The organism is Sphingobacterium corticis, assembly GCF_042684745.1.
Taxonomy (GTDB): domain Bacteria; phylum Bacteroidota; class Bacteroidia; order Sphingobacteriales; family Sphingobacteriaceae; genus Sphingobacterium; species Sphingobacterium corticis.
Map to the genome: position 1 here is coordinate 151,473 of NZ_JBHUMA010000004.1, position 22,578 is coordinate 174,050.

At 41.7% G+C, this 22,578-nt stretch carries 21 protein-coding genes and 1 tRNA gene; 8 read left to right on the forward strand and 14 right to left on the reverse strand.

Annotated elements, in window-relative coordinates; genetic code table 11:
• Positions 1–2 precede the first annotated feature (2 nt).
• Complete coding sequence (locus tag ACFSQ3_RS01770; RefSeq protein ID WP_380866964.1) at positions 3–614, forward strand: OmpH family outer membrane protein; 612 nt, start codon at positions 3–5, stop codon at positions 612–614.
• A 109-nt stretch (positions 615–723) separates the two neighbouring features.
• Positions 724–1,629: a CorA family divalent cation transporter gene (locus tag ACFSQ3_RS01775; protein ID WP_380866966.1), complete on the forward strand. Its 906-nt coding sequence runs from the start codon at positions 724–726 to the stop codon at positions 1,627–1,629.
• Positions 1,630–1,640: 11 nt separating this feature from the next.
• On the opposite strand, the gene tsaB is transcribed toward ACFSQ3_RS01775, so the two are convergent.
• The 5 genes from tsaB to mscL all read right to left on the reverse strand — a co-directional run bounded on the left by tsaB (position 1,641) and on the right by mscL (position 3,739).
• Positions 1,641–2,354: a tRNA (adenosine(37)-N6)-threonylcarbamoyltransferase complex dimerization subunit type 1 TsaB gene (tsaB, locus tag ACFSQ3_RS01780; RefSeq protein ID WP_380866967.1), complete on the reverse strand. Its 714-nt coding sequence runs from the start codon at positions 2,352–2,354 to the stop codon at positions 1,641–1,643.
• Positions 2,355–2,385: 31 nt separating this feature from the next.
• Entirely contained in the window at positions 2,386–2,640 is a 255-nt protein-coding gene (gene yidD / locus ACFSQ3_RS01785; protein WP_380866969.1) for a membrane protein insertion efficiency factor YidD, read from the reverse strand.
• Entirely contained in the window at positions 2,615–3,007 is a 393-nt protein-coding gene (rnpA, locus tag ACFSQ3_RS01790; protein WP_380866971.1) for a ribonuclease P protein component, read from the reverse strand. Before rnpA ends, yidD begins: the two co-directional genes overlap by 26 nt.
• Before the next feature lie 61 nt (positions 3,008–3,068).
• A complete protein-coding gene (gene rpmH, locus ACFSQ3_RS01795) occupies positions 3,069–3,227 on the reverse strand; it encodes a 50S ribosomal protein L34 (RefSeq protein WP_082784996.1) in 159 nt (52 codons plus the stop codon).
• A gap of 101 nt (positions 3,228–3,328) precedes the next feature.
• Positions 3,329–3,739 carry a large-conductance mechanosensitive channel protein MscL gene (mscL, locus tag ACFSQ3_RS01800; protein WP_380866973.1) on the reverse strand — a complete coding sequence of 137 codons (411 nt, stop codon included), beginning with the start codon at positions 3,737–3,739 and terminating at the stop codon, positions 3,329–3,331.
• A gap of 197 nt (positions 3,740–3,936) precedes the next feature.
• Between mscL and ACFSQ3_RS01805 the strand changes: the two genes are divergently transcribed.
• On the forward strand, positions 3,937–4,575 hold the full coding sequence (locus ACFSQ3_RS01805) for a response regulator (RefSeq protein ID WP_380866975.1): 639 nt from the start codon (positions 3,937–3,939) through the stop codon (positions 4,573–4,575).
• Position 4,576: 1 nt separating this feature from the next.
• On the opposite strand, the gene ACFSQ3_RS01810 is transcribed toward ACFSQ3_RS01805, so the two are convergent.
• Both ACFSQ3_RS01810 and ACFSQ3_RS01815 read right to left on the reverse strand, forming a co-directional pair.
• Complete coding sequence (locus ACFSQ3_RS01810; protein WP_380866976.1) at positions 4,577–5,713, reverse strand: sugar phosphate isomerase/epimerase family protein; 1,137 nt, start codon at positions 5,711–5,713, stop codon at positions 4,577–4,579.
• Positions 5,714–5,802: 89 nt separating this feature from the next.
• Positions 5,803–8,820 carry a glycosyltransferase family 117 protein gene (locus ACFSQ3_RS01815; protein ID WP_380866978.1) on the reverse strand — a complete coding sequence of 1,006 codons (3,018 nt, stop codon included), beginning with the start codon at positions 8,818–8,820 and terminating at the stop codon, positions 5,803–5,805.
• 259 nt (positions 8,821–9,079) lie between these two features.
• On the opposite strand from ACFSQ3_RS01815, the gene ACFSQ3_RS01820 reads away from it, so the two are divergent.
• Positions 9,080–9,150, forward strand: a tRNA-Gln gene (locus ACFSQ3_RS01820).
• 152 nt (positions 9,151–9,302) lie between these two features.
• Positions 9,303–10,256, forward strand: coding sequence for a ribose-phosphate pyrophosphokinase (locus tag ACFSQ3_RS01825; protein ID WP_380866980.1), 954 nt, complete (start codon positions 9,303–9,305; stop codon positions 10,254–10,256).
• Positions 10,257–10,344: 88 nt separating this feature from the next.
• On the opposite strand, the gene ACFSQ3_RS01830 is transcribed toward ACFSQ3_RS01825, so the two are convergent.
• Complete coding sequence (locus ACFSQ3_RS01830; RefSeq protein WP_380866981.1) at positions 10,345–11,469, reverse strand: TlpA disulfide reductase family protein; 1,125 nt, start codon at positions 11,467–11,469, stop codon at positions 10,345–10,347.
• A 230-nt stretch (positions 11,470–11,699) separates the two neighbouring features.
• Between ACFSQ3_RS01830 and ACFSQ3_RS01835 the strand changes: the two genes are divergently transcribed.
• On the forward strand, positions 11,700–12,296 hold the full coding sequence (locus ACFSQ3_RS01835; RefSeq protein ID WP_380866983.1) for a 50S ribosomal protein L25: 597 nt from the start codon (positions 11,700–11,702) through the stop codon (positions 12,294–12,296).
• Between the two features lie 101 nt (positions 12,297–12,397).
• Positions 12,398–12,961: an aminoacyl-tRNA hydrolase gene (pth, locus tag ACFSQ3_RS01840; RefSeq protein WP_380866985.1), complete on the forward strand. Its 564-nt coding sequence runs from the start codon at positions 12,398–12,400 to the stop codon at positions 12,959–12,961.
• A 316-nt stretch (positions 12,962–13,277) separates the two neighbouring features.
• Here the strand turns inward: pth and ACFSQ3_RS01845 are convergent, their stop codons facing one another.
• A complete protein-coding gene (locus tag ACFSQ3_RS01845; RefSeq protein ID WP_380866987.1) occupies positions 13,278–15,683 on the reverse strand; it encodes an alpha/beta hydrolase family protein in 2,406 nt (801 codons plus the stop codon).
• An 87-nt stretch (positions 15,684–15,770) separates the two neighbouring features.
• Here ACFSQ3_RS01845 and ACFSQ3_RS01850 point away from each other — a divergent pair, with 87 nt between their 5' ends.
• Positions 15,771–17,027 carry a TCR/Tet family MFS transporter gene (locus ACFSQ3_RS01850; RefSeq protein WP_380868456.1) on the forward strand — a complete coding sequence of 419 codons (1,257 nt, stop codon included), beginning with the start codon at positions 15,771–15,773 and terminating at the stop codon, positions 17,025–17,027.
• Here the strand turns inward: ACFSQ3_RS01850 and ispF are convergent.
• The 5 genes from ispF to ACFSQ3_RS01875 all read right to left on the reverse strand — a co-directional run bounded on the left by ispF (position 17,011) and on the right by ACFSQ3_RS01875 (position 22,567).
• The gene (gene ispF, locus ACFSQ3_RS01855) at positions 17,011–17,493 is read right to left on the reverse strand and encodes a 2-C-methyl-D-erythritol 2,4-cyclodiphosphate synthase (RefSeq protein WP_380866989.1); all 483 of its coding nucleotides are present in this window, start codon (positions 17,491–17,493) and stop codon (positions 17,011–17,013) included. The genes ACFSQ3_RS01850 and ispF overlap by 17 nt on opposite strands.
• 6 nt (positions 17,494–17,499) lie before the next feature.
• Entirely contained in the window at positions 17,500–18,303 is an 804-nt protein-coding gene (locus tag ACFSQ3_RS01860; protein ID WP_380866991.1) for a YybH family protein, read from the reverse strand.
• A gap of 80 nt (positions 18,304–18,383) precedes the next feature.
• Complete coding sequence (gene cysS / locus ACFSQ3_RS01865; protein WP_380866992.1) at positions 18,384–19,856, reverse strand: cysteine--tRNA ligase; 1,473 nt, start codon at positions 19,854–19,856, stop codon at positions 18,384–18,386.
• Positions 19,857–19,872: 16 nt separating this feature from the next.
• Positions 19,873–21,177, reverse strand: a complete 1,305-nt coding sequence (der, locus tag ACFSQ3_RS01870) for a ribosome biogenesis GTPase Der (RefSeq protein ID WP_380866993.1) — start codon at positions 21,175–21,177, stop codon at positions 19,873–19,875.
• Positions 21,178–21,670: 493 nt separating this feature from the next.
• Entirely contained in the window at positions 21,671–22,567 is an 897-nt protein-coding gene (locus ACFSQ3_RS01875) for a DMT family transporter (RefSeq protein ID WP_380866994.1), read from the reverse strand.
• Positions 22,568–22,578: the final 11 nt, after the last annotated feature.

The window sequence follows — 22,578 nt, forward strand, 5'->3', positions numbered from 1 at the left end:
GCATGAATACATGGAAAACATTGGCAATGACAGTAGTCGCTGCCGCAACACTTGCCTCTTGTAATCAACAAAACGACAACAAGGCATCGTCAAACACGAATGACTCAACTGCAGTAGCCAGCAACACAGATGCTAAAGCTGAGAAAATCGTTTACGTTAATTCGGATACCTTATCAGAAAAATACGAGTATTACAAAGAGATCAGAACAAAACTAGAAGCTAAGGTCAAAAAAGCGCAAACGGACTTACAGTCGAAAGGACAAGCTTTCCAACGCGAGGTTGCTGACTATCAGCAAAAGATGAACACCATGAGCGCATCTGAGCGTCAAGCTACGGAAGAACGTTTGGCTCGCAAACAAGATGAGCTTGGTCGTTTGGATCAAAATGCTTCTTCTTCTCTAGCGCAAGATGAAGCGACTGAATTTGGCAACGTGTACACAGCGATCACGGAATACTTGAAGAAACACGCAGAAGACAAAGGATACACTTTGGTATTGACGTATTCTACGAAAAATCCGAGCGTGCTATATGCCGACAAAAAACTAGACATCACTAAACAAGTAGTTGATGGTTTGAATGCGGATTACAAAAAGAAAAACGCAGATAAAAAGTAATTCGCGAGCAATTACTTTAGAAATAGAAAACCTGTAGGATGATAAATCTTACAGGTTTTTTTTATTGCATACTACCCCATTCCTCCGTAACTTCCCAAAACTTTAGATTATGGTGCAACAGGTTTTGAATCGAGAATCTCATGGATTTGATTGGTACGACATCACCAATCCGACGTTGGCAGATTTGCAGGAATTCGCTACGCGCTATAACTTGCACGAATCCACCATACGCAATTGCTTGGAAGTTGGGCACCTTCCCAAAATAGACGTGTACCCGGATTATGAATTTCTGATTCTAAGATCCATTGCGGCGAAATACCCGGAACATTCGGATGTATTGCCAGAACTAACTGATCGCATATCCGTTTTCTATAACGATACGTTTATTATTACTGTGCATCGTACACAAATCGATTGGTTGGACAGAATTAAACAATTGCCCGCTGATAATCCTAAATTGAAACACACTAAAGCGATCATCAACTTATTGGTTTCTGAAGCACTTAAAACCTTTGAACACGAAGTGATTCATACCTTTTCAGACAAGATTGATCAATACGAAGAATTTGTCTTTCTGCATAGTCGACGAAAACCGTTCATGAAAAAGCTGTATTACTTGAAGCGGCAGATTGATTTGATTCGTATTATCCTAACCTTATATCAAGATTTGGTAGAATACTACCACATTCCAGAACACGTGAATACTTATCACAGAAATGTGCATGATCTATATAAACGTACCGATACCTTGTACAGAAATATCGCGGAAAACACGTCACAATTATTGTCCATGTATTTCAATATAGAGTCCAATCACACGAATGAAATCATGCGCACGCTGACGATTATATCAGTATTCTTTATGCCGCTAACCTTTATTGTGGGGGTGTATGGAATGAACTTTGATTTTATGCCGGAATTGGATTGGCATTATGGTTATCCGGCAGTGATGTTGTTCATGATCTTGCTTTCCTTAGCCATTTACATTTGGTTCAAGAAAAAGCGTTGGTTATAACTTTGTGCAAGTTATAACAATTTTTTAGGCGTGGTAGCCACGAAGTCTTTTAAATAAAACGGCTCAAAATACGCGACGTCTTCAAAATCGGACGTCTGATATTTCTGCCAAGCAGGAACAACCAAATGCGTCGCAGAATTTTGGAATCCTAAAACAACTTGCAGGTCGTTACGACTTTTGAAAAGTTCGCTCAACTTATCAGCACCTGTACCAAACAAAAGCAAATGCTTTCCTTCTGCCGTCCAGCTATCGAAAGAATGCTCATCTACAATGAGGGCGCGCGTAGGATCGCTTTCCCGGAGTTGTTTATCAAACATAGCGACGTAAACCTCCATGCGCCGTGCATCGATCATCGGACACAAAAGCGAATGTTTATCCAACCGATCAGCATTTTCAGAGAAGAACCCTTGCGCCATCGAAGCCAACGTATTTACGGATATCAACGGAATATCTAATGCGTAGCACAAACCTTTGGCTACGGAAACTCCAATACGTAACCCAGTATACGAACCGGGGCCTTTGCTCACGGCGACGGCAGAAAGCGACGCGAAGGTGATTCCACAATCTGCAATAAGATCTTCAATAAACACGGTCAATGCCGAAGCATGCATATTCGGCTCTTGCGCTTCGCGCAAACCCAACAACTCATCCTGATTGCTGATGGAAACCGAACAAGTTGTAGTCGCGGTTTCGATGCAAAGAATATACGTGTGCTGATCTGACATGTGCTATTGATTTTTAGAAGAAAGAGATCGATTAAGGAACTGGATCGTGGCCATGACCACCCCAAGGATTACAACTTGCAATACGTTTAACCGTCATCCAGCCGCCTTTAAAAGGCCCGTATTTTAAGATGGCTTCTTTACCATATTGCGAACAGGTCGGTGTATATCGGCAATTAGCTCCTAACCACGGCGATATAAATAGTTGATAAGCACGAATTATCGCTACAAAAAAATACTGCAATGGAATTTTAACCAGATATTTAACTATCCAACCGAGCAGTTTCATCGTGTAGCTTCTTAAAAACCAAAATCATTTTTTCACGTAAATAAGGCAACACCGCTTCGGGTTGCTTGCCAATATATTGTACCGCAAAATGAAGCGATTTTGGCGATTGACTTAAATAAACGGAAAGTCCGGACGGTTTTTCCAAGCGATATGCTTCCCGGATCATCCGTTTTATTCGATTTCGTGTAACCGCATGTTTAAAACGCCTTTTTGAAACGGAAATAAGCACCTTCGCTCTTACCTCGGTAGCATGTTCGGTTTGGTAGACGATCCGAAATGGGTAAACGACAAAAGAAGAACCATTGTGAAACAAGCTTTGAATAAGCTTGACGCTACACAATCGTTCTTCTTTGTGAAATGTATACATCGGTATCCGGCGATCTTAAACTCCGATAGGAAGCACGGATGCGAACCGGCTACAGAAACCCTTAACCTTTGTGACGATATTCGTCAGATACAGTAAGGCGTTTTCTTCCTTTAGCTCTACGAGATGCCAATACTCTTTTTCCGTTAGCAGTACTCATACGCTCTTTGAAACCGTGTTTGTTTCTTCTTTTCCGCTGCGATGGCTGAAATGTTCTTTTCATGACGCTTTATATATGCTTAATATTTCGATTTAAAACCTATGTTCCTCTAAAAGAGGAATGCAAAAGTAAAGCTTATATCGAAAATATACAAATTAATCCTTCTATTTATTTTTTAAAATATCGCGAATCTCCGTAAGAAGGGTTTCTTCCTTAGTAGGAACCGGCAAAGCATTATCTTCTTTGATTTCTTCTTTCTTCTTCAAACTATTGAGCCCTTTTATTACCAAGAAAATACAGAATGCAATAATTAGGAACTGGATGACTACATTTACAAAGTTCCCGTAAGTAACTGCCACCTCGGCAATTCCTTGCGCTTCGTTAGCTTCACGAATCACATATCGTAACTGCGAAAAATCAACGCCTCCAGTTAAAAAGCCTATCGGTGGCATGATAATATCGTCCACTAATGACGTCACAATTTTACCAAACGCCCCGCCGATAACCACACCGACTGCTAGATCAATTACGTTGCCGCGTAGGGCAAACTCTCTAAATTCTTTTAAAATCCCCATAGTGTATTAGATTTAAACCAAAGTTAAAATTTACATAACAAAGTTGTATATATTTTCAAAATTACAAAAAGACGAGAAAAATTCTGTTATCATTTTTACGGATTTTATGATCTAAAACCGACAATTATCTCATCGAAAATAATTAAATAATTCCCTAAATTGCACCGTATTACAATTACAAACGCACTTAATATTACATGAAAGAAATTTTAATAGCAGATGATCACAGCATTGTGAGGCTTGGTGCCTCGGTGATTATTTCAGATTTGATTGAAAAAGCTAATATCATTCAAGCCGAAACGTACGATGAAGTTTACACCTATATTAAAAAACAATCATTTGATTTATTGCTATTAGATATTAATATGCCAGGCGGAAACAATATTCGTGTTATCCGAGAAATCCTACAATTACAACCTGATCTTAAAATCCTCGTTTTCTCCTCTTATGACGAAAACCTTTACGCGTTGCGCTACATTGAAGAAGGCGCATGCGGATATTTGAACAAAAATACTGCTATGGAAGACTTGCGTGTTGCAATTCAAAGCGTGCAAGAGAGGGGGAAATATATGTCGGATGCTGTACGCGAGCTTCATATTCAAAAGTTGATATCTAACAAAGCGGAAGTTGAAAAGACCAATCCGCTGAACAAGCTTTCTAACCGAGAAATGGACGTGGCTAAGCACCTGATCGACGGATTGGGTATTTTGGAAGTTTCTAACAAACTAAGTCTAAGCTCATCAACAGTATCCACTTATAAAAGCAGAGTGTTTGAGAAGTTACATGTTGCTAATATCCCCGAGCTCATAGAGCTGTTTAAACTGCACGAGGACTAAGCTATAGCAGATCCTTCATTTCAACAACGGGGATGTCCTTTCGTACATCTCCGCTTAATTGCTGATGAGCAGGTCGTACATATCCAGATTCTTGCAGCGGCCATAATAGTGGAGCTAGAAAATTTACGCAAGCATGGATTCCTTGATCAATAGCCGCAGGCGCACCCGCGTCTTTGGAATTCTTCGCTTCGTTCTCAATTTCAAAAACACCTTTAAATCCCTTCTCATTCAGAATTCCTACGAAGCCATTCCAATCCATATGATCGGTACCTCCAAAACCAGGAAGCATAGCTTCGTAATGATGCCTATCCCAATCGTGCTTAGGAATGACAACACCTGCTTCTCTCGCTAAAGATTCGTCGACCATCTGCATAGGATACATCCCGCCCCATTGCACACGCGCATCGTCCAACAAATTCCTTGTTGTCTTAACGTGAATACGTTTTAAGCGGCTCAAATCGGTACGTTTTATCACTTCAATGGGATCGGTATTTTGCCAAATATCATGCGATGGATCGTAGATTTCTCCATGTGCCGAGCTATCCACCAATGTGTACATTAACTTACGAGCTGCCAAAACGCCGGAAAGATTATTGAATGTGGATGTGTATCTAGCCGAACGCCAACCCTCCATAGGACAGTTTTCATATGCAATCGTTACGCCCAAACTTTCTGCATAGCGCACGATTGGGCCAAATACGCGTTTGTATTCTTCCAAATTGCGCTGGAAACCATCTTCCTTCACACCTAAATCGTGGTTATAACCAACGAAGGTTCCGACTATAATATCATTTTGATTGCCGCCCAATAAATGTGCAATGCGAATCAAACGAAGTAGATGATTCTGATTTTTCGTACGCTCTGCTGGATCGCCGCCAATCATATTATCAAAAGCGCCCAAGGATAAACGCAATGATTTCCCGTTGAACAATTCAATGATTCGTGCGGCATCATCGGGACCAAAGTTGGCGTAATCTAAATGCGTAGCGGTATGATCCTTTCGATCGCTGTCGGTCCGAAAAACACACAAATCAACACCTTGTACACCTAGCGAAACGGCCTTTTCTATCAATTGTTCCTGATTCAACTTTTCATAAGCTGAACTCATTAACCAAATGGGATTGTTCTGTTGTTTCATATTCATAGATAGCAGTTTTTCTGTTAAAAAGCAAAAGCCCGTCGATAGAAAATCGACGGGCTTCAAAATCTTTCAACGGTAAGCTTCGCTTATTCTCCGTAAAGGTACTTGTAGGAATCAAACAACTTGTTCGCTTCATCCAAAAGTGCTTTTTCTTTGGTATCCTTCAACAAGTTTTGGTAACGTTGAATAGAAGCTAAGCCGAATCGCATATTTCTGTATTCCAAATTCGGTTTCGTTTCAGCAACCGCCATATAATAGCGTAGATTCTCGCGCACATATTGTAAATTTCTTTTGACGATTTCATTGGCCTTAGCGGATTCGCCTACCTTATACATTGCATCTAATAAGGAAACATAACTCAACACCTCGCCCATTCCATAAACACGATTAGGTAGGTTTTCGTAGGCGTTATTCACAATATCCTTTGCTTTTTGTTGCTCACCTTTCATCAACAAATCCTGAGCAGTTTCGCCAAAGATACTACCTGCGTACATGCTGATATAACGGTAAGAATCTGGGTCCAAATACGACGAATGCGCAATATTACCCCAAGTATATTTATTCATAATATTGTCGTAAACGCGATCAGCATCAGCTACCGCTCCGCCCATTTCCTCGCTTTCGGATGCAGCCACTGGCATTAATCGCAAAGCAAAACCTTCTGAAACCAAGAACTTATCCAAACCAATATAATTGTCGGCAGGCGTTGTTGTTGTGAAATAGATAGGTCTTTCCCAATTGTTATTTTCCAAGATCGACAAGATGGATAATTCAGCACGACTTACATAATCCATGCTGTACTCCCATTTCATCGTGTCCAAAATATTCGCTTGCCATTGCTCCGGCACAACTTTATTTGCTAAAACCGCATCACGATTTACTTTCAATTGCATTTTCTTCGTCGGCAACAAGTTCACATATTCCCCACTTTGCAATGGCACCATATTTTGTTTGTTGTCTGATAGCATAATCGCTAAAAGATTCTGAATATCGATGTGTTCCGGAATTTGGTGATCTTGATAATAGATAACATCGCGAAGACCATCTTTTACCTTTTCCGGATCAATTTTTATAGGCAAAGCGGCCGCATCGTTCACTGGTTTCATCATTTGCTTCATGTACCAATCCGAACTTAACAAACTCAAGTTCACCACGCGCACGTCTGTACGGAAACCTTCAACCTCCTGCACGTACCAAAGCGGATACGTATCATTATCTCCGTAGGAGAACAAAATCGCGTTTGGCGCACAAGATTCTAAATAGTTCTTCGCCATATCGCGCGCTAGATACTTTTGCGAGCGATCGTGATCGTCCCAGTTTTGACTTGCTAACAATACTGGAGCGCCCAGCAAGGAAACACCACAAGCGATATATCCAGCCATTTTTGGTTCCAATTTCTTGGAAAGGAATTCAGCAATACCGATCACACCCAAACCGATCCAGATACAGAATGCATAAAAAGAACCTGCATACGCGTAATCACGTTCACGTGGCTGCAACGGAGTTTGATTCAAGTAAAGCACGATAGCCAAACCGGTAAAGAAGAACAATAAGCCGACCACGCCCGCATCACGTTGTTTCGATTTAAAGTGCCAGAACGCACCAATCAAACCGATGATTAACGGCAAGAAGAAATAGGTATTTCTTCCCGCATTTTCCAGTTCAGACGTTGGCAAATCGTATTGTCCGCCTAAACGAATGTTGTCGATCGCTTTGATACCGGAAATCCAGTTTCCTTCCGTAAAGGAGGTGTGTCCTTGAATATCATTTTGACGCCCAGCAAAATTCCACATGAAATATCGGCTATACATATGTCCGATTTGGTAACCGAAAAAGAATTTCAGGTTGTCGGCCATGGTGGGTTGCTCATCCGGACCTAAACCCAAGAAGTCACGATAAACCTGTACATGTGGGCCACGATCAGAATAGATACGTGGGAAAATCGTTTCGCGATCGTAGCTGTAACGCATTTTAGTACGCGCCACAACATAGCGATCACCATCCTTACGATATACTTTTCCATCCTCGAAAACATCATTCGGACGTGCATCAAAATACTTTCCTTTGATCAATGGTTCATCGCCATATTGTTCACGGTTTAAGTAACTTAGAAAGGTAAAAGCATTATCTGGATCACTATTATTTAAGGATGGATCTGCTTTCGCACGAATCACAATCATCGCGAACGAGCTGTAACCAAACAAGATAAATCCTAAAGAAACTAAGGCGATATTTAAGATAGGTTTTGCTTTAGCAATGGAATAACGAATACCGAATACTAAAGCGCCAACCACTAAAATAGCGAAGAACGCCGTTCCGGTTCCAAATCCTAAACCTAAAGTATTCACGAAGAATAGATCGAAATATGCCGCGAACTTAATCGAAAACTGAATAACTCCCCACAACACAAATCCGAGCACTACAACTCCTATTCCTAGCGCTTTTAAAATTCCTTTTGTACTGACCGTATTCGTTCTGCGGAAGTAAATGACCAATGCAATAGCCGGAATCACCAACAAGTTCAACAAGTGGACACCGATTGAAAGCCCCATCACATAAGCAATGAGGATCAACCAACGATCGCCTCCCGGTTCATCCGCACGCGCTTCCCATTTTAAAATAGCCCAAAACACGATCGCGGTACAAAGTGAGGACATCGCGTACACCTCAGATTCCACTGCAGAAAACCAGAATGTGTCGGAGAATGTATATGCCAAAGCGCCTACTGCTCCAGCTCCCATAATACGAACAATAGCCCCGGCAGAAACCTCTTGATCATTATAGGACGCATACGCTTTTTTCGCCAACGCAGTGATCGACCAAAAAAGAAATAAAATCGTCAAACCGCTACATACGGCCGATCCTATGTTCATCCAAAAAGCAATGCGTGTTACGTCACCCATCGCTAAATTTGAAAACATATTTTGGATCATTAGAAATAATGGTGCTCCCGGCTGGTGAACGATCTGCATTTTGTATGCAGAAGCGATGAACTCGCCCGTATCCCACCAACTGGTTGTACGCTCGGCCGTCAGAATGTACACAATCGTCGCTATGGCCGCACATAACCAACCCAACCCATTATTAATTTTATTATAATTCATATCCTATGATGAAGTTAATTTGCATTTTCGCTCCGAAAATAAGGATTAGTCCTCTATAAAAGAATTTATATAGCATTTTTTAACTGTTTGACTATTGGACAAGCATTACCGACACTAGGTCACAAATGCCATGAAAATTTATTCGTTTGAAAATCAATGCAGATACGAAAAAATAGATAGAATAATTTTGGATATATGAAAAAGCGCCCTATATTTGCATCGTCAAACAAGGAAAAACATTTCCAAATTTGATAAAGCTTGCCCGATAGTATAAGGGTAGTACGACAGTTTTTGGTACTGTTTGTCTTGGTTCGAATCCAGGTCGGGCAACAAAAAGCGAAGAGATTTCTTCGCTTTTTGTTTTTTATAGCCTATTCCATTCTCTCCCAACTTCCTTTACTTTTTTATGACTATTCGAAAACATTTCTATAACTTTGACTCCCGATAACTTTCAAGTGCAAGATAGCTAAACTATACTCACCATGCCTTTGCAATTTAATACCGTTAAACTATTCGCTGGCTCAGGATCGCGCGAATTAGCAGAGAAAATCTCAAAAAGCTACGGTAAACCCCTCGGGGACATCACCTTATCTGAATTCTCAGATGGTGAAATCCAACCATTTTACAACGAATCGGTACGCGGTAGCGATGTTTTCATTGTACAATCTACCAATCAGCCCAACGACAATTTGGTCGAGCTACTACTGATGATTGATGCAGCGAAACGTGCTTCTGCACACTACATCACCGCCGTGGTTCCTTACTTTGGCTACGCACGCCAAGATCGAAAAGACAAACCTCGTGTTGCGATCGGCGCGAAATTAATGGCTAACTTGGTAACGGCTGCCGGCGCGCACCGCATCATGACCATGGATTTACATGCTGCGCAAATTCAAGGTTTCTTCGACATTCCTGTGGATCACTTAGATGGTGCTATCATCTTCGTCCCTTATATCAAATCGTTGAATCTTCCGAATTTGACAATTGCATCTCCGGACATGGGTGGCTCCTACCGGGCACGTACATTTGCGAAATACTTTAATGCCGAAGTGATCATCTGCGATAAACGTCGTAAACGCGCAAACGAGATTGAATCGATGTCGATCATCGGTGATGTAACTGGACAAGATGTAGTATTGATCGATGATATCTGTGATACGGCAGGAACTTTATCTAAAGCAGCTGCGTTAATCATGGAAAATGGTGCAAAATCTGTTCGTGCCGTTTGTACGCACGCGGTACTTTCTGGTAAAGCCTATGAAACTATCCAAAATTCGGTACTGACAGAAATGATCGTAACAGACACTATCCAACTGCATCCTGATAAAAAGCATCTTTGCGACAAGATTCAAGTATTGTCTACAGATAAGTTGTTTGCTGGCGCAATTAGAAACGTCAACGAACACGGATCAATCTCTGGATTGTTTGATATTTAGGTTTGAATCGAAATATATAACGAAAAGCGACGCAAGACATTTTGCGCCGCTTTTTTTGTTTGCGAGGGAATTAATTTGAGAAACGACCTTAATTTTGAAATTTGGTCAACTCATCCTTCATTAGCTCAGGATCTAACTCAGAAGGATATTGACCGCTCTTAAGCAAATCTATCACCTTTTCTTGAGAAATGACCGCTTTTGTGTGATCTGCTCCAAGCCAATACCAGTATGCCATTTCGTTATACATATCTGGTAATTCCACTAATTCTGGATAGGCAATTTGCGCGATCATACCTTCGTAGGCTTTAGCTCCTAAAATATAAATTTCCGGCTGCAACCGACTTTTTTCCGAAATCACACTAACTGCTAACAAAATTGCCTTGTAAGAAAGATAATCGTTAGCACGATCTAACATTTGCGTCCCATACACTAGAGCTTGCGTTTGATTAATATCTAGCAATGTTTCCAACTTATACCTAACAATCGTTGAGCTATTTTCTAACATAGGTTCTCCGGCTACAAGCCTATCGATACATTGCAATCTCAATTCTGGTGTACCATAAATTGGAATGTGTTTTTGCTTATGAGAATCATATTTTGAATTACGTATCTCACGATACGCATTGCTAGTTAGACTATCCAAGCGTATCATCTCCTTTCTCTGTACCGAAAACCCTTCCAAATCCCAGGAGCCCTCTACAATATCGCCTAACACAGCATCCAGTTTACTTGGATGGCCAATCCACGCAAGGCGACCTTCCCCATCGACTACGAAAGTTCGCGGAATGCCGCTATCTGCTTCTTTAGTCCCTTCTATCCAGTTTTCAACCATCTTTTTATCTTCATCTATCGCTACGTTGAAGTTCATCTTACCCCCCATCTCGTCTACAAATTGCTTGATATCTGTCAGCGTAGTCCCTGTACCTTCATAAACGTTGACACCAATAAAAGTAACCTTACCTTTATATTCGGATGCCAACTTAGACATATGCGGCATTGCCGCAATACAAGGAGCACACCAAGTTGCCCAAAATTCCAGCACGTAAACATGTCCTTTTTCAAACCGCTTAATAGAATCACCCTTTATCCAATGTTCCACAGATAGCGCAGGCGCAGGTTCAGAAATAGATAAAGACCTATGCGTCAAATCCTGAGACAAAGCTGCAAAAGATAGCATACATAGAATTGGGGATAACAGGTTCTTGAATTGCATAGATACTTGATAGTTTTCGAAACGGGAACTTCTAGTTAGTATTACCCAAGTTTACCGATAAAAAACCGTATACCGCCACAAATCAAACAATTATTTTCACCAATCAGGTAATAAATTATTCAATACACAAAAAGACGAAATAGAAAAACCGCAGCAAATATTACTCTGTCTTATTGTACTTTATAAAATAATTAAATATCTTTGCACCTCAAATTTTAATAAAATTAAACATGAAATCAATTGCTATTAGCGGTTCTGTAAGACAGAACGTAGGGAAAAGAGATGCAAAGGAATTGCGTTACGAGGGACAAATCCCAGCAGTACTTTACGGAGGTAAAGAGCAAACGCACCTTTCTGTATCCGCAGCTGATTTGAAATCTGCTCTTTATACATCTGATGTTGTATTCATCGAATTAGACATCGAAGGCAAAAAATCTAGAGCGATCATTCAAGACGCACAATTCCACCCACTTACTGACTTAGTTACTCACGTAGATTTTCTTGAGCTATCTGACGATAAAGAAGTTTCTGTAAACATTCCTATTAAATTAACTGGTACATCTCCAGGTGTTAAAATGGGTGGTAAATTAGTACAAAAATTACGTGCTCTTCGCGTTAAAGCATTACCTAACAACTTGCCTCAAGTAATCGAAGTTCCTATGGATAGCTTAGAAGTTGGTAAATCTTACCGCGTAAGACAAGTAGAATTGACTGATGCGAAAGTATTGAACAATTCTGACGACACCATCGTTTCTGTAATCATGTCTCGTGCATTGCGTCAAGCAGAGCAAGAAGCAGCGAAAGCAGCAAAAGGCGGAAAAAAATAAGTTTAGCGTACGCTAAATGTGGAAAGGCATCGGTAATCGATGCCTTTTTTCTTTTATAAAAATACGCTATTGATTTTAGGCATAATGTTTAATTTTGGCACATGAACTATCTCATTGTTGGATTAGGAAATATCGGTAGAGAATACGCGGACACGCGACATAATATTGGCTTTATGGTGGCTGATGAATTGGCCAATCAAGCTGGAACAAGCTGGTCGACTTTGAAGTATGCTTATTATACAGAGTTTAGACAACGTGGACATAATGTTTATGTGATCAAACCGACCACATTCATGAATTTGAGTGGTAAAGCTGTAAATTATTGGATGCATGCCCTAAAGGTGCCCAAGCAAAACATCTTGGTCATAGTTGACGACCTGGCTATTCCCTTTGGTTCGCTTCGCATTAAGCCGAAAGGAAGCGCAGCTGGACACAACGGTTTAAAATCCATCGAACAACTGTGTGGCGGACAAGATTATCCACGCTTGCGATTCGGGATTAGCGACAATTTCGCAAAAGGCAGACAAGTGGATTACGTTTTAGGGCCGTTCGACGACGACGAAAGCAAAGAGTTGCCAGCGCTGATTGAGCATAGCGTTAAAATGGTGCATAGCTTTGTGAACATTGGTATCGAATTGACCATGACAAACCTTAACACGAAGTAATAAAAGGAAGCGGCTTTTTTCAAACTTTTCTTGATAAAAGTTCGGTAAACCACGAGGTGCTCAGCGAAGCAAAATGAACTCGCTTTGCTCAAACAGACTTTTGTTATTAACGGATTGACTTTCGGTCGGATTACGCAATCGGAACGCTAGGTCGGTTCTAAAGTCCTAGGAAGTTATTGCTTGAAAAAACTTTACCTCAGCAAGAAAAACGTCTTTGCGAGAATTTAAGGAAGAAGAAGCGAAGCAATCTCTAGCCATAACTAAAAAAGTCCGCTACGTGAACACGCAACGGACTTTCCAATAAAATAAATTCCTTCTATTTCTTGTTCTTTACATATTTTTCGAGCCACTGATCCATTTCCCACAGCGTGTGCATAATGGATTCCTTCGCGCGATAGCCGTGAAATTCTTTTGGTAAGAACACCAATCTTGTGGTTCCGCCATGTCCTTTGATTGCGTTGTAGAAACGTTCGGATTGGATGGGGAATGTTCCTGAGTTCTCATCATCCATTCCATGGATAAACAAAATCGGCGTTTTTATTTTGTCCGCATAGCTGAATGGAGACATCGTGCGGTAAACCTCCGGCGCTTGCCAATAGGTACGTTCTTCCGCCTGAAAACCAAACGGCGTAAACGTTCTATTATATGCTCCACTACGCGCTAATCCTGCTGCAAATAAATCGGTATGCGCCAGCAAATTTGCCGTCATAAACGCTCCGTACGAGTGACCTCCTACTCCAACGCGTTTTGGATCTACGTAACCTGCTTCCGATAAATAATTGATCGCTGCTTCTGCGTTCGCTTTCAACTGTGGCACGAAGCTATCATTTGGCTCCGAATCGCCTTCTCCTACGATCGGCATATCCGCATTATCCAGAATTGCGTAACCCCGATTCACCCAATAAATCGGCGAACCCCAAGAAATTCTTGTGAAACGGTAAGGCGAACCTTTTACCTGACCAGCTGCGTCGGCCGTTTTAAATTCTCTCGGATAAGCCCACATCAACAATGGCAACGGTCCATCCGATTTGTCATAATCCTTCGGCAAATACAGCGTTCCCGTCAACTTCAATCCGTCGTTTCTTGGGTAGGAAAGTTGCTGTTTTTGAACACCTTCAAACGATGGATAAGGATTCGCGAATTCCGTAATCGGCGTCATTTTACGCGTTCTCAAAACGACGCGTTGGTAATTGGGCACCTCCGTTTGCGATTCTCGAGAAATAATTAATGTACCATCATTCTTGAAAGAAACTGGACTTTCGTACCATTCGCCTTGCGAACGAAATAAGGTATCTTTTTTACCACTCAACAAATCCCATTTCAACAAAAATGGACGATCACCTTCGGCCGACGCACCTTCCGATGTCGTGAACACCGTTGGCGATTTGCCTTTATCGGTAAGAATTACCGCACGATTATAGTCGTTATCCGTATATACAAAACGTCCCGGATCAGCATAAGCATCTTCCGAAGAACGCTCTTCGATGACCTTCACTTCTTGACCATCTTTACTGGAAACCAATGTGTTTTTCACTTTTCGGTTTGCTCGCCAACGTTCGGATAACACAGCGTAATCCTGATTAAACCACGTAATACCACCATATCGTAAAGCCGTTTTAGCAAAAGTCGTTGGCTCTGCCGTAAACGGCGCGTCCAATTGTAGCACCTCATCGCGGAACTCCACCTTCGTCCGACTATTACCTTCGTCCAATGCATTCGCCCAATACAATGTTGCCGGACGATCCGCGCGCCATGCAAAACCGCGATACCCAGGAACAGTAGAATCAAAACCCAATGCTACGCTCTCGGCCAACGGCGCCGAATACAAGGCTTTTACCACCTTGCCTGCTTGATCTAAAACATCTACCTGATAAGGAAAAGATCCAACGGAAACCAGATAAGAATACGGTTTTTGAATAGTCGTTGCCATCAGGTATTTACCGTCAGGTGATTTCGATACATTCCGATAGATCGAAGGCTTTCCTAAATCAACGAGTTTCCCATCCAAATTAACTTCGGACAATTGAGCCGTCATGTAGTAATCGAACAAACGCACATCATCTTCATTGCGCAAAAGATATTGATAGGTGCGTGATGGCGCTGCCTTGCCTAAATTTTCTTGAACAACTGGTCCAGTCGGCGTTGTGTTTGCTATTGGTGCTGCTCCACGCTCAGGAATACGCATGACATACAGGGATGTATTATCTTTCCAAAACATGCTTGCGCCCATAATATCGTTCACGTAGAAATTTCCGACACGCTTCGCTTGATAAGTAGCGAGATCAACCACCCAAACGCTCACTCCGTCCACATCTGTATTTAACAGGGCTAACTTTGTTTCCTCTGCATTAAGTTGTAGGCTACTAATTCGTGGATTGTTGGGCAAGCCAACGATGTCGTGAACGGCGTTCGTTTTTAAATCCTGGAGCTTGATGCCCGCATAACTAAAACCACCTACAGAAGTTGAGTTTCTCGGATTTACTCGCAATCCTGCCAAACCAATGATCGGTTGTGAAGCTTCTTCAATCGTGATAAAATCAGGTTGTTCCAACAAGAACATTTTGTCGCCGTCGCGATTGAATTGTACTGCCGGCGTGTTCTTGGCTTCTAGTAATTCCAGAATTTCAGCAGGAGGTTTTTGATAAGTCATGTTCTCCTGCGCTTTGATGGACAATCCACTTCCAAACAGAAGTAATAACGATAATAGGGATACTTTTTTCATAAACTGCTTTTGTGCGTGTTAGTTACTGCAATCTATGAAAAAAATATATTTGATATAGTTTGCCACTAATTAATTACATTCGTGGCGATGCATAAAAACTCCAACGCAGCACTGATTTTCATCTTCATCACGGTAGTGTTGGATTCTACGGGATTAGGTATTATCATTCCGGTCATGCCAGCGTTGATTCGGGAATTAATTCATGGCGACATCAGTCAGGCTTCCAGCTACGGTGGCTGGTTGACCTTTTGCTACGCGTGCATGCAGTTTCTATTTGCCGCCGTTCTAGGAAACCTAAGCGATCGTTTTGGGCGCCGCCCCGTGTTGCTATTCTCCTTACTGGGCTTTGCGATCAATTACATCTTAATCGGTTTTGCGCCAAGCATATTTTGGTTGTTTGTCGGCAGGATCATAGCCGGAATTACGGGTGCGAGCCATACGGTTGCTGCCGCTTATATCGCCGACGTTTCGCCGGCAGACAAGAAAGCACAGAATTTTGGTTTGATCGGCGCAGCTTTCGGTTTGGGATTTATTATCGGTCCCGTGTTAGGAGGCGTTCTTGGCCATTATGGCCCACGCGTTCCGTTCTTCGCAGCAGCCGGACTAACGTTTTTCAATTTCGTTTATGGGTATTTTGTTGTTCCAGAATCATTAAGTCCATCCTTGCGTCGGCCATTTCAGTGGAAGAATGCGAATCCGATCGGAACATTTAAACATATTGCTCGATATCCAAGCATCATTCCGCTCTGCATTTGCGTATTTCTGATTAACGTAGCAGCACATTCCGTGCAAAGCACCTGGTCTTATTTTACGATGGAAAAATTTGATTGGAACGAGCGGATGGTTGGTTATTCTTTAGGATTTATTGGCATTCTCCTTACCATCATTCAGGCCGGATTGCTGCGTATTATTATTCCTAAAGTGGGTGTACCGGGAAGTATCATTGGCGGAATCGCGCTCTACTGTATATCACTCCCTTTATTTGGATTGGCGACAGCAACATGGATGCTCTTTGCCATTAGTATTTTATACGTATTTGGAGGCATAAGTGGCCCGGCATTACAAAGTGCGGTTTCCAACGAAGTTCCGGATAATGAGCAAGGACAAATTCAAGGCGGATTGGCCTGTATAATCAGCTTAACCGCAATTATTGGACCTCCAGTGATGACTTCCCTGTTCTCTCATTTTACAGCGAAAAATGCCAGCACCTACCTACCGGAAGCACCATTCTACTTGGCAACAATCCTAGTATTGGTAGCGGTCGTCATAGCAATTATTTACTTCCAGAAAGCTAGAAGTATTCCTGCGAAAAATCGCGAAGCAGATATTAATCCTTTTGGATAAGACAAACTGCGTAAGCAACCACGCCTTCTTCTCTACCGATAAAACCCAGCTTTTCGTTTGTGGTAGCTTTGATGGAAATATCATCTACCGGCAGTCCACTCGCTTTAGAAATCGCTTCTTTCATTTGCGGAATGTATGGTTTGATTTTCGGCGCTTCTAAACAAAGCATCGCATCAATATTCTCGATCCGCCATCCTTTTTCCGCGATTAGCGCTACAGATTTTTCCAAAAGCACTAAACTGGAAATTCCTTTCCATTGATCGTCGGTATTTGGGAAATGATAACCAATATCCTCCAGATTTGCAGCGCCTAAAATTGCGTCGCAAATGGCATGAAGAAGCACATCCGCGTCGGAATGCCCGAAAGCACCAGCATGATGTTCCAATTGAACACCGCCCACCCAAAATGGATGCTGATCTTTCATTTGGTGAACATCAAACCCGAAACCTACTCTTATCTTAGCCATAATATCTTATCTTTCGAACATCATTTCCAGAATGATTTTCCATTGGTAATCATTTTTCAACTGCCAAACGCGAATGTAGTTAAACTTAACTACTTTATCCTTCAAACCTACTGTTGCCGTTCCCGATGTGTACGCAAACTCACCACTGTAAGCACGACCAACGTCTTCCGGTTCCGTATCGATTTCAATACGTTCCTTAGTGAACATATCGATTACCTTGTCTCGTCCAACGATTTCGGGTTGCCAAGGAAAGTAATAGCGAACATCATCCGCCAAAAACTCTGTATATCCAGCGCGCGTATCGGCTTTCAATACATGCGAAAATAATTTATCCGTTTGAAAAACCACTTCTTCGCGTTGATTCAAACGAACCATGGAACGATGTTTCAAATATTTTTGATTATCGGGTTCGAAATATTCCAATTTCGCTGCTTCCTGCTTTCCGTAATTTTCTACTTCAGCACGCACGTGCACGCGCCAGTTACCTTTCTTATCCCTGCGCCAGATCGTCACGTACTGTCCGAAACGTTTGATCGCTCCTGTACGCTGATATTGCGTCGGTCCAGAAGTTACTCCCCAATCCAAGCTACGAGAAACCAATGCGAAGTTTGGCTGCCAATTTAGGCGATCCGGAAGGTTCGGGCGATTGTTCAAATAGTTCAGCGCGTTCACTGAAGAAGGCACAAAAAAGGAAGATTCTTTGTCAACAATAGAAATCAATCCGGCGTGCGGATTTTCGCGATTCGATGTATTTGCCGCGTTGCGATCCACGGAAATTAAACTTCCGACTTTCTCAGGCAATTGCGCCATAACGGCGCTCCGTATCGTTATAAAAAGAATTAGTGTGGTGATTAACCTCATACTGTTTACCATAAATAAGGTGCTCAATATCAAATTTTATTCCAAAGCGTTCCGTCTTTGCTGTCCTTAAGCTGAATGCCTAAAGCATTTAGCTCATCGCGGATACGATCTGATGTTGCGAAATCTTTATTGCTTTTTGCTTCGTTCCGAATATTAATAATCAATTGCATCAAGCCATCTGCGCTGCCATCATCCGTTCCAGATTGATCATCTTTTAATCCCAAAACATCAAAAACGAATGCTTGAATATAATCTTTCAAGAAGATTAAGTCAGCTTCCGAAATGGTCATTTTCTTATCGTAAACGGAATTGATGATGCGTACCACCTCAAACAATTCAGAGATCAGCACTGGGCTATTGAAATCATCATCTAACGCGGCATAACTACGCTCCTGAATTTCTTCCAAACTTGGCACCGTTGATTTTTTGGAAACCGCAATTTTATCCAGCAGATTGATCGCGGCAAACAGACGTTTGAAACCTTTATCTGCTGCATCTAAAGCTTCATTGGAGAAGTCCAATGTGCTGCGATAATGTGCTTGCAACATAAAAAAGCGAACCGCCATCGGCGAATATCCGCGATTCAGCAAAGGATGATTTCCTGTAAACAATTCGCCTGGCAAAAATCCATTTCCCGCTGATTTGGACATCCGCGCCCCATTCACCGTTAACATATTCGTATGCATCCAATATTTCGACGGACTGGTATGATTACAAGCTTGCGATTGCGCAATTTCGTTGGTGTGGTGCGTAGCCGCTAAATCCATTCCACCACCGTGGATATCAAATTGATCGCCCAAGTATTTTCTGCTCATCGCTGAACATTCGATATGCCATCCTGGAAAACCAATGCTCCAAGGAGCTGGCCAACGCATAATATGTTCCGGCTTTGCTTTGATCCACAAGGCAAAATCCAAACGATTTTTCTTCTCGTCCTGTCCGCCCAATTCACGCGTATTATTCAACAAATCGTCCAAATTACGATTCGTCAATATCGTATAATTATGCTCTTGCACGTATCGATCTACATCGAAATAAACCGTTCCGTTCACTTCGTATGCGTAACCATTTTCGATAATTTGCTGCACCATTTCGATTTGCTCGGAAATATGACCCGTGGCAGTTGGTTCGATGCTTGGTGGCAAAGTATTGAACAAGCGCAACATATCGTGGAAACCAATCGTGTATTTCTGCACGATTTCCATCGGCTCCAATTGCTCTAGCTTTGCCTTTTTTGCAAATTTATCGTCGCCCTCATCGTTATCTCCTTCCAAATGTCCCGCATCGGTAATATTCCGAACATAGCGTACTTTGTAGCCCAAATGGCGCAGGTAACGGAAGATTAAATCGAAAGAAACGAAGGTGCGGCAGTTTCCCAAATGCACATCACTGTAAACGGTTGGGCCGCAAACGTACATGCCCACCATATTGGGATGTATAGGTTCAAACTTTTCTTTCGTACGGGTCAGCGTATTATATAGAGATAGATTATGAGCTAACATAAAGAGATCGTCGTCGTTATTTTTGTCTAAAGAAAATTTGGATTGGTACACCAGAAAACTCAAAGTTCTCGCGCAACTTATTCTCTACGAAACGTTTGTACGGATCTTTGATATACTGTGGCAAATTACAGAAGAAAGCGAACATTGGCGAACGCCCAGGTAATTGCGTAATGTATTTGATCTTGATGTGTTTCCCTTTAGTTGCCGGAGGCGGATAATGCGCAATAATATCCAACATTACTTCGTTTAATTTCGATGTAGGGATTTTGCGGGTTTTGTTTTGGTAAACTTCCATCGCCGTTTCTACGGTTTTGAAGATACGTTGTTTCTCGGTTACCGATGTAAACAATACCGGAACATCACTAAACGGAGCAATTTTGTTTAATATACGTTCTTTAAATTCCGTTGCCGTTTTATGATCCTTCTCAATGGTATCCCATTTATTTACCAAGATCACAACACCTTTTTTATTCTTTTCAGCAAGGTGGAAGATGTTGATGTCTTGCGCTTCAATTCCATCATTCGCATCCAACATCAAAATAACTACATCGGCATCTTCCAATGCTTTGATCGTACGCATAACCGAATAAAACTCGATGTCTTCGCTTACTTTGGATTTACGACGTAAACCTGCTGTATCGATCATCAAAAATTCGTGTCCGAATTGATTGTAATGGATACGAATAGAATCGCGTGTCGTTCCTGCTATCGGCGTAACGATATTACGATCTACACCTAATAACGCATTTGTTAAGGACGATTTACCAACATTCGGACGACCAACGATCGTGAATTTTGGCAATTCGTTATCTTCCTCTTCCTCTTCTTCCGGAAAATGAGAAACCACGGCATCCAATAACTCACCCGTTCCCGAACCAGTAGCTGCGGAAACATTGAAAATTTCACCTAAACCAAATGCATAAAATTCTGCTGAATCGTGGTGCAATTTGGCATGATCTACTTTATTGGCTACCACGTAAACCGGCTTGGAGCTTCTGCGTAATAAGTCCGCAATTTCATCGTCCAAATCGGTAATTCCAGTGGTAACATCCACCATAAATATAATAACGGTTGCTTCTTCGATCGCAATATGAACTTGCTGACGAATAGCTTCTTCGAATACATCATCCGAGCCATGTACAAAACCTCCGGTGTCGATTGCAGTAAATTTTTTACCGATCCACTCCGCTGCTTCGTAATGTCTATCACGGGTTACCCCACTAAAATCATCTACAATCGCCTTCCGACTTTCTGTCAAACGATTAAAAAGCGTCGACTTACCGACATTCGGCCTTCCAACAATTGCAACAATATTTGCCATACTATTTTATTTTACTAAGGACATTGCCTAACACAATACCCATTAAAGATATACATATTTTTAAGGAGGGCAAAGCTACGGATAAATAACAGATTATTTGGTAGCTTACCGTCGATTGTTATCGCTTTGATCCCGAGCACTATTCCTTTGTTTGCAGGACTTCCAAAACTTTATCTATTCTTTCGACCGAAAAAGATGCAAAAGATCGCGAACAGCACATACGCCCTAGCATTCCGACTGCGTCCAGTCGTCCGAAGAGAAATCCGTAAAGAACAAAAATCTGTTCGAGCAAAGCGAGTTTATTTTTGTTTAGGATTTCTGAGGAAGACTAGCACCAAGGTATGCAGGCTTGATTTAGCTTCGCTGAGCACTCCGTGGTTTTGCACCACTTTTTATCAAGAAAAAGTGGAACAGAAAATAATTAGAGTCTCCCGTTTCCTCTAACCTACTTAGCTTTCATTCGACCGAGATGAACCAACTTTTTTACCCTTCGTTACCTACCAATCGCGCGCCTGCCAATCCAGCGGTTTTTCAAATATGGATACATGAAAACCGCCATCAACACCAGTACCGCTCCGACATAAAAGCCCATACTCATGGCTTCGCGCTGTCCGAAGATCATTAAAGCCAAAATGATCCCATAAACCGGTTCCAAATTGGTAGTTAAGGCGACCGTGAACGCAGATAATTCGCGCATAACAGATACCCCCAATACGTAAGCAATTGCTGTACATCCAACACCGAGCAGCAACAGATACAACAAGTCGGATTGATTCAAAATCATACGCTCATCGAATCCTCCAGAAAATGCTAGTAGTACGCTCACGCCGAGCACCGCGCCAATCATTTCGTAAAAGGTAATTACTGTAGGATTAGTCGTTTTCACCATCCTTGCATTGAAAATGGAAAATACGCTTGCGCAAACCGCAGCAATTAATCCAAAAACAATTCCCCAGAAATACTGAAACTCGAAAGTAAAGATGAGATAAATACCAAATATGATAACCATACCTATCAGCACATCCGACATTTCGATGCGTTTACGATTAATCAACGGTTCCAATATGGCGGTAAACAGCGTTACCGAAGATAAACTAACAAGTGTTACAGAAACGGTCGAGATTTTAATCGAATGAAAAAAGAAAACCCAATGTAATCCAACAATAAAACCTACGCCCAACAATTGCAAAATACGTTTGGTTGGCACGATAAAATTCTTGCGCGCGATTTTAAAAAACAGAAACAGCGATACCGAAGCAATTAAAACGCGATACCATACCAAATGCAAAGCGGATACGGAGATCAATTCGCCCAAAACGCCTGTGAAACCCCAGATTAGCACAGTAAGGTGCAGAATCAACACGTTGCGATTAGCAATAAACTTAGTCATATTACGAAAAA

Bases quoted from the DNA above. Each gene is read 5' to 3' on its own strand.
- mscL (WP_380866973.1), bottom strand. From the start codon at position 3,739: ATGGGGATTTTAAAAGAATTTAGAGAGTTTGCCCTACGCGGCAACGTA.
- ACFSQ3_RS01845 (WP_380866987.1), bottom strand. From the start codon at position 15,683: ATGAAAAAAGTATCCCTATTATCGTTATTACTTCTGTTTGGAAGTGGA.
- ACFSQ3_RS01810 (WP_380866976.1), bottom strand. From the start codon at position 5,713: ATGAAACAACAGAACAATCCCATTTGGTTAATGAGTTCAGCTTATGAA.
- rnpA (WP_380866971.1), bottom strand. From the start codon at position 3,007: ATGTATACATTTCACAAAGAAGAACGATTGTGTAGCGTCAAGCTTATT.
- ACFSQ3_RS01850 (WP_380868456.1), top strand. From the start codon at position 15,771: ATGCATAAAAACTCCAACGCAGCACTGATTTTCATCTTCATCACGGTA.
- ACFSQ3_RS01770 (WP_380866964.1), top strand. From the start codon at position 3: ATGAATACATGGAAAACATTGGCAATGACAGTAGTCGCTGCCGCAACA.
- ACFSQ3_RS01825 (WP_380866980.1), top strand. From the start codon at position 9,303: ATGCCTTTGCAATTTAATACCGTTAAACTATTCGCTGGCTCAGGATCG.
- ispF (WP_380866989.1), bottom strand. From the start codon at position 17,493: ATGGCTAAGATAAGAGTAGGTTTCGGGTTTGATGTTCACCAAATGAAA.
- pth (WP_380866985.1), top strand. From the start codon at position 12,398: ATGAACTATCTCATTGTTGGATTAGGAAATATCGGTAGAGAATACGCG.
- ACFSQ3_RS01775 (WP_380866966.1), top strand. From the start codon at position 724: ATGGTGCAACAGGTTTTGAATCGAGAATCTCATGGATTTGATTGGTAC.
- ACFSQ3_RS01835 (WP_380866983.1), top strand. From the start codon at position 11,700: ATGAAATCAATTGCTATTAGCGGTTCTGTAAGACAGAACGTAGGGAAA.
- ACFSQ3_RS01830 (WP_380866981.1), bottom strand. From the start codon at position 11,469: ATGCAATTCAAGAACCTGTTATCCCCAATTCTATGTATGCTATCTTTT.
- tsaB (WP_380866967.1), bottom strand. From the start codon at position 2,354: ATGTCAGATCAGCACACGTATATTCTTTGCATCGAAACCGCGACTACA.
- rpmH (WP_082784996.1), bottom strand. From the start codon at position 3,227: ATGAAAAGAACATTTCAGCCATCGCAGCGGAAAAGAAGAAACAAACAC.
- yidD (WP_380866969.1), bottom strand. From the start codon at position 2,640: ATGAAACTGCTCGGTTGGATAGTTAAATATCTGGTTAAAATTCCATTG.
- ACFSQ3_RS01860 (WP_380866991.1), bottom strand. From the start codon at position 18,303: ATGGCGCAATTGCCTGAGAAAGTCGGAAGTTTAATTTCCGTGGATCGC.
- ACFSQ3_RS01875 (WP_380866994.1), bottom strand. From the start codon at position 22,567: ATGACTAAGTTTATTGCTAATCGCAACGTGTTGATTCTGCACCTTACT.
- ACFSQ3_RS01805 (WP_380866975.1), top strand. From the start codon at position 3,937: ATGAAAGAAATTTTAATAGCAGATGATCACAGCATTGTGAGGCTTGGT.
- der (WP_380866993.1), bottom strand. From the start codon at position 21,177: ATGGCAAATATTGTTGCAATTGTTGGAAGGCCGAATGTCGGTAAGTCG.
- cysS (WP_380866992.1), bottom strand. From the start codon at position 19,856: ATGTTAGCTCATAATCTATCTCTATATAATACGCTGACCCGTACGAAA.
- ACFSQ3_RS01815 (WP_380866978.1), bottom strand. From the start codon at position 8,820: ATGAATTATAATAAAATTAATAATGGGTTGGGTTGGTTATGTGCGGCC.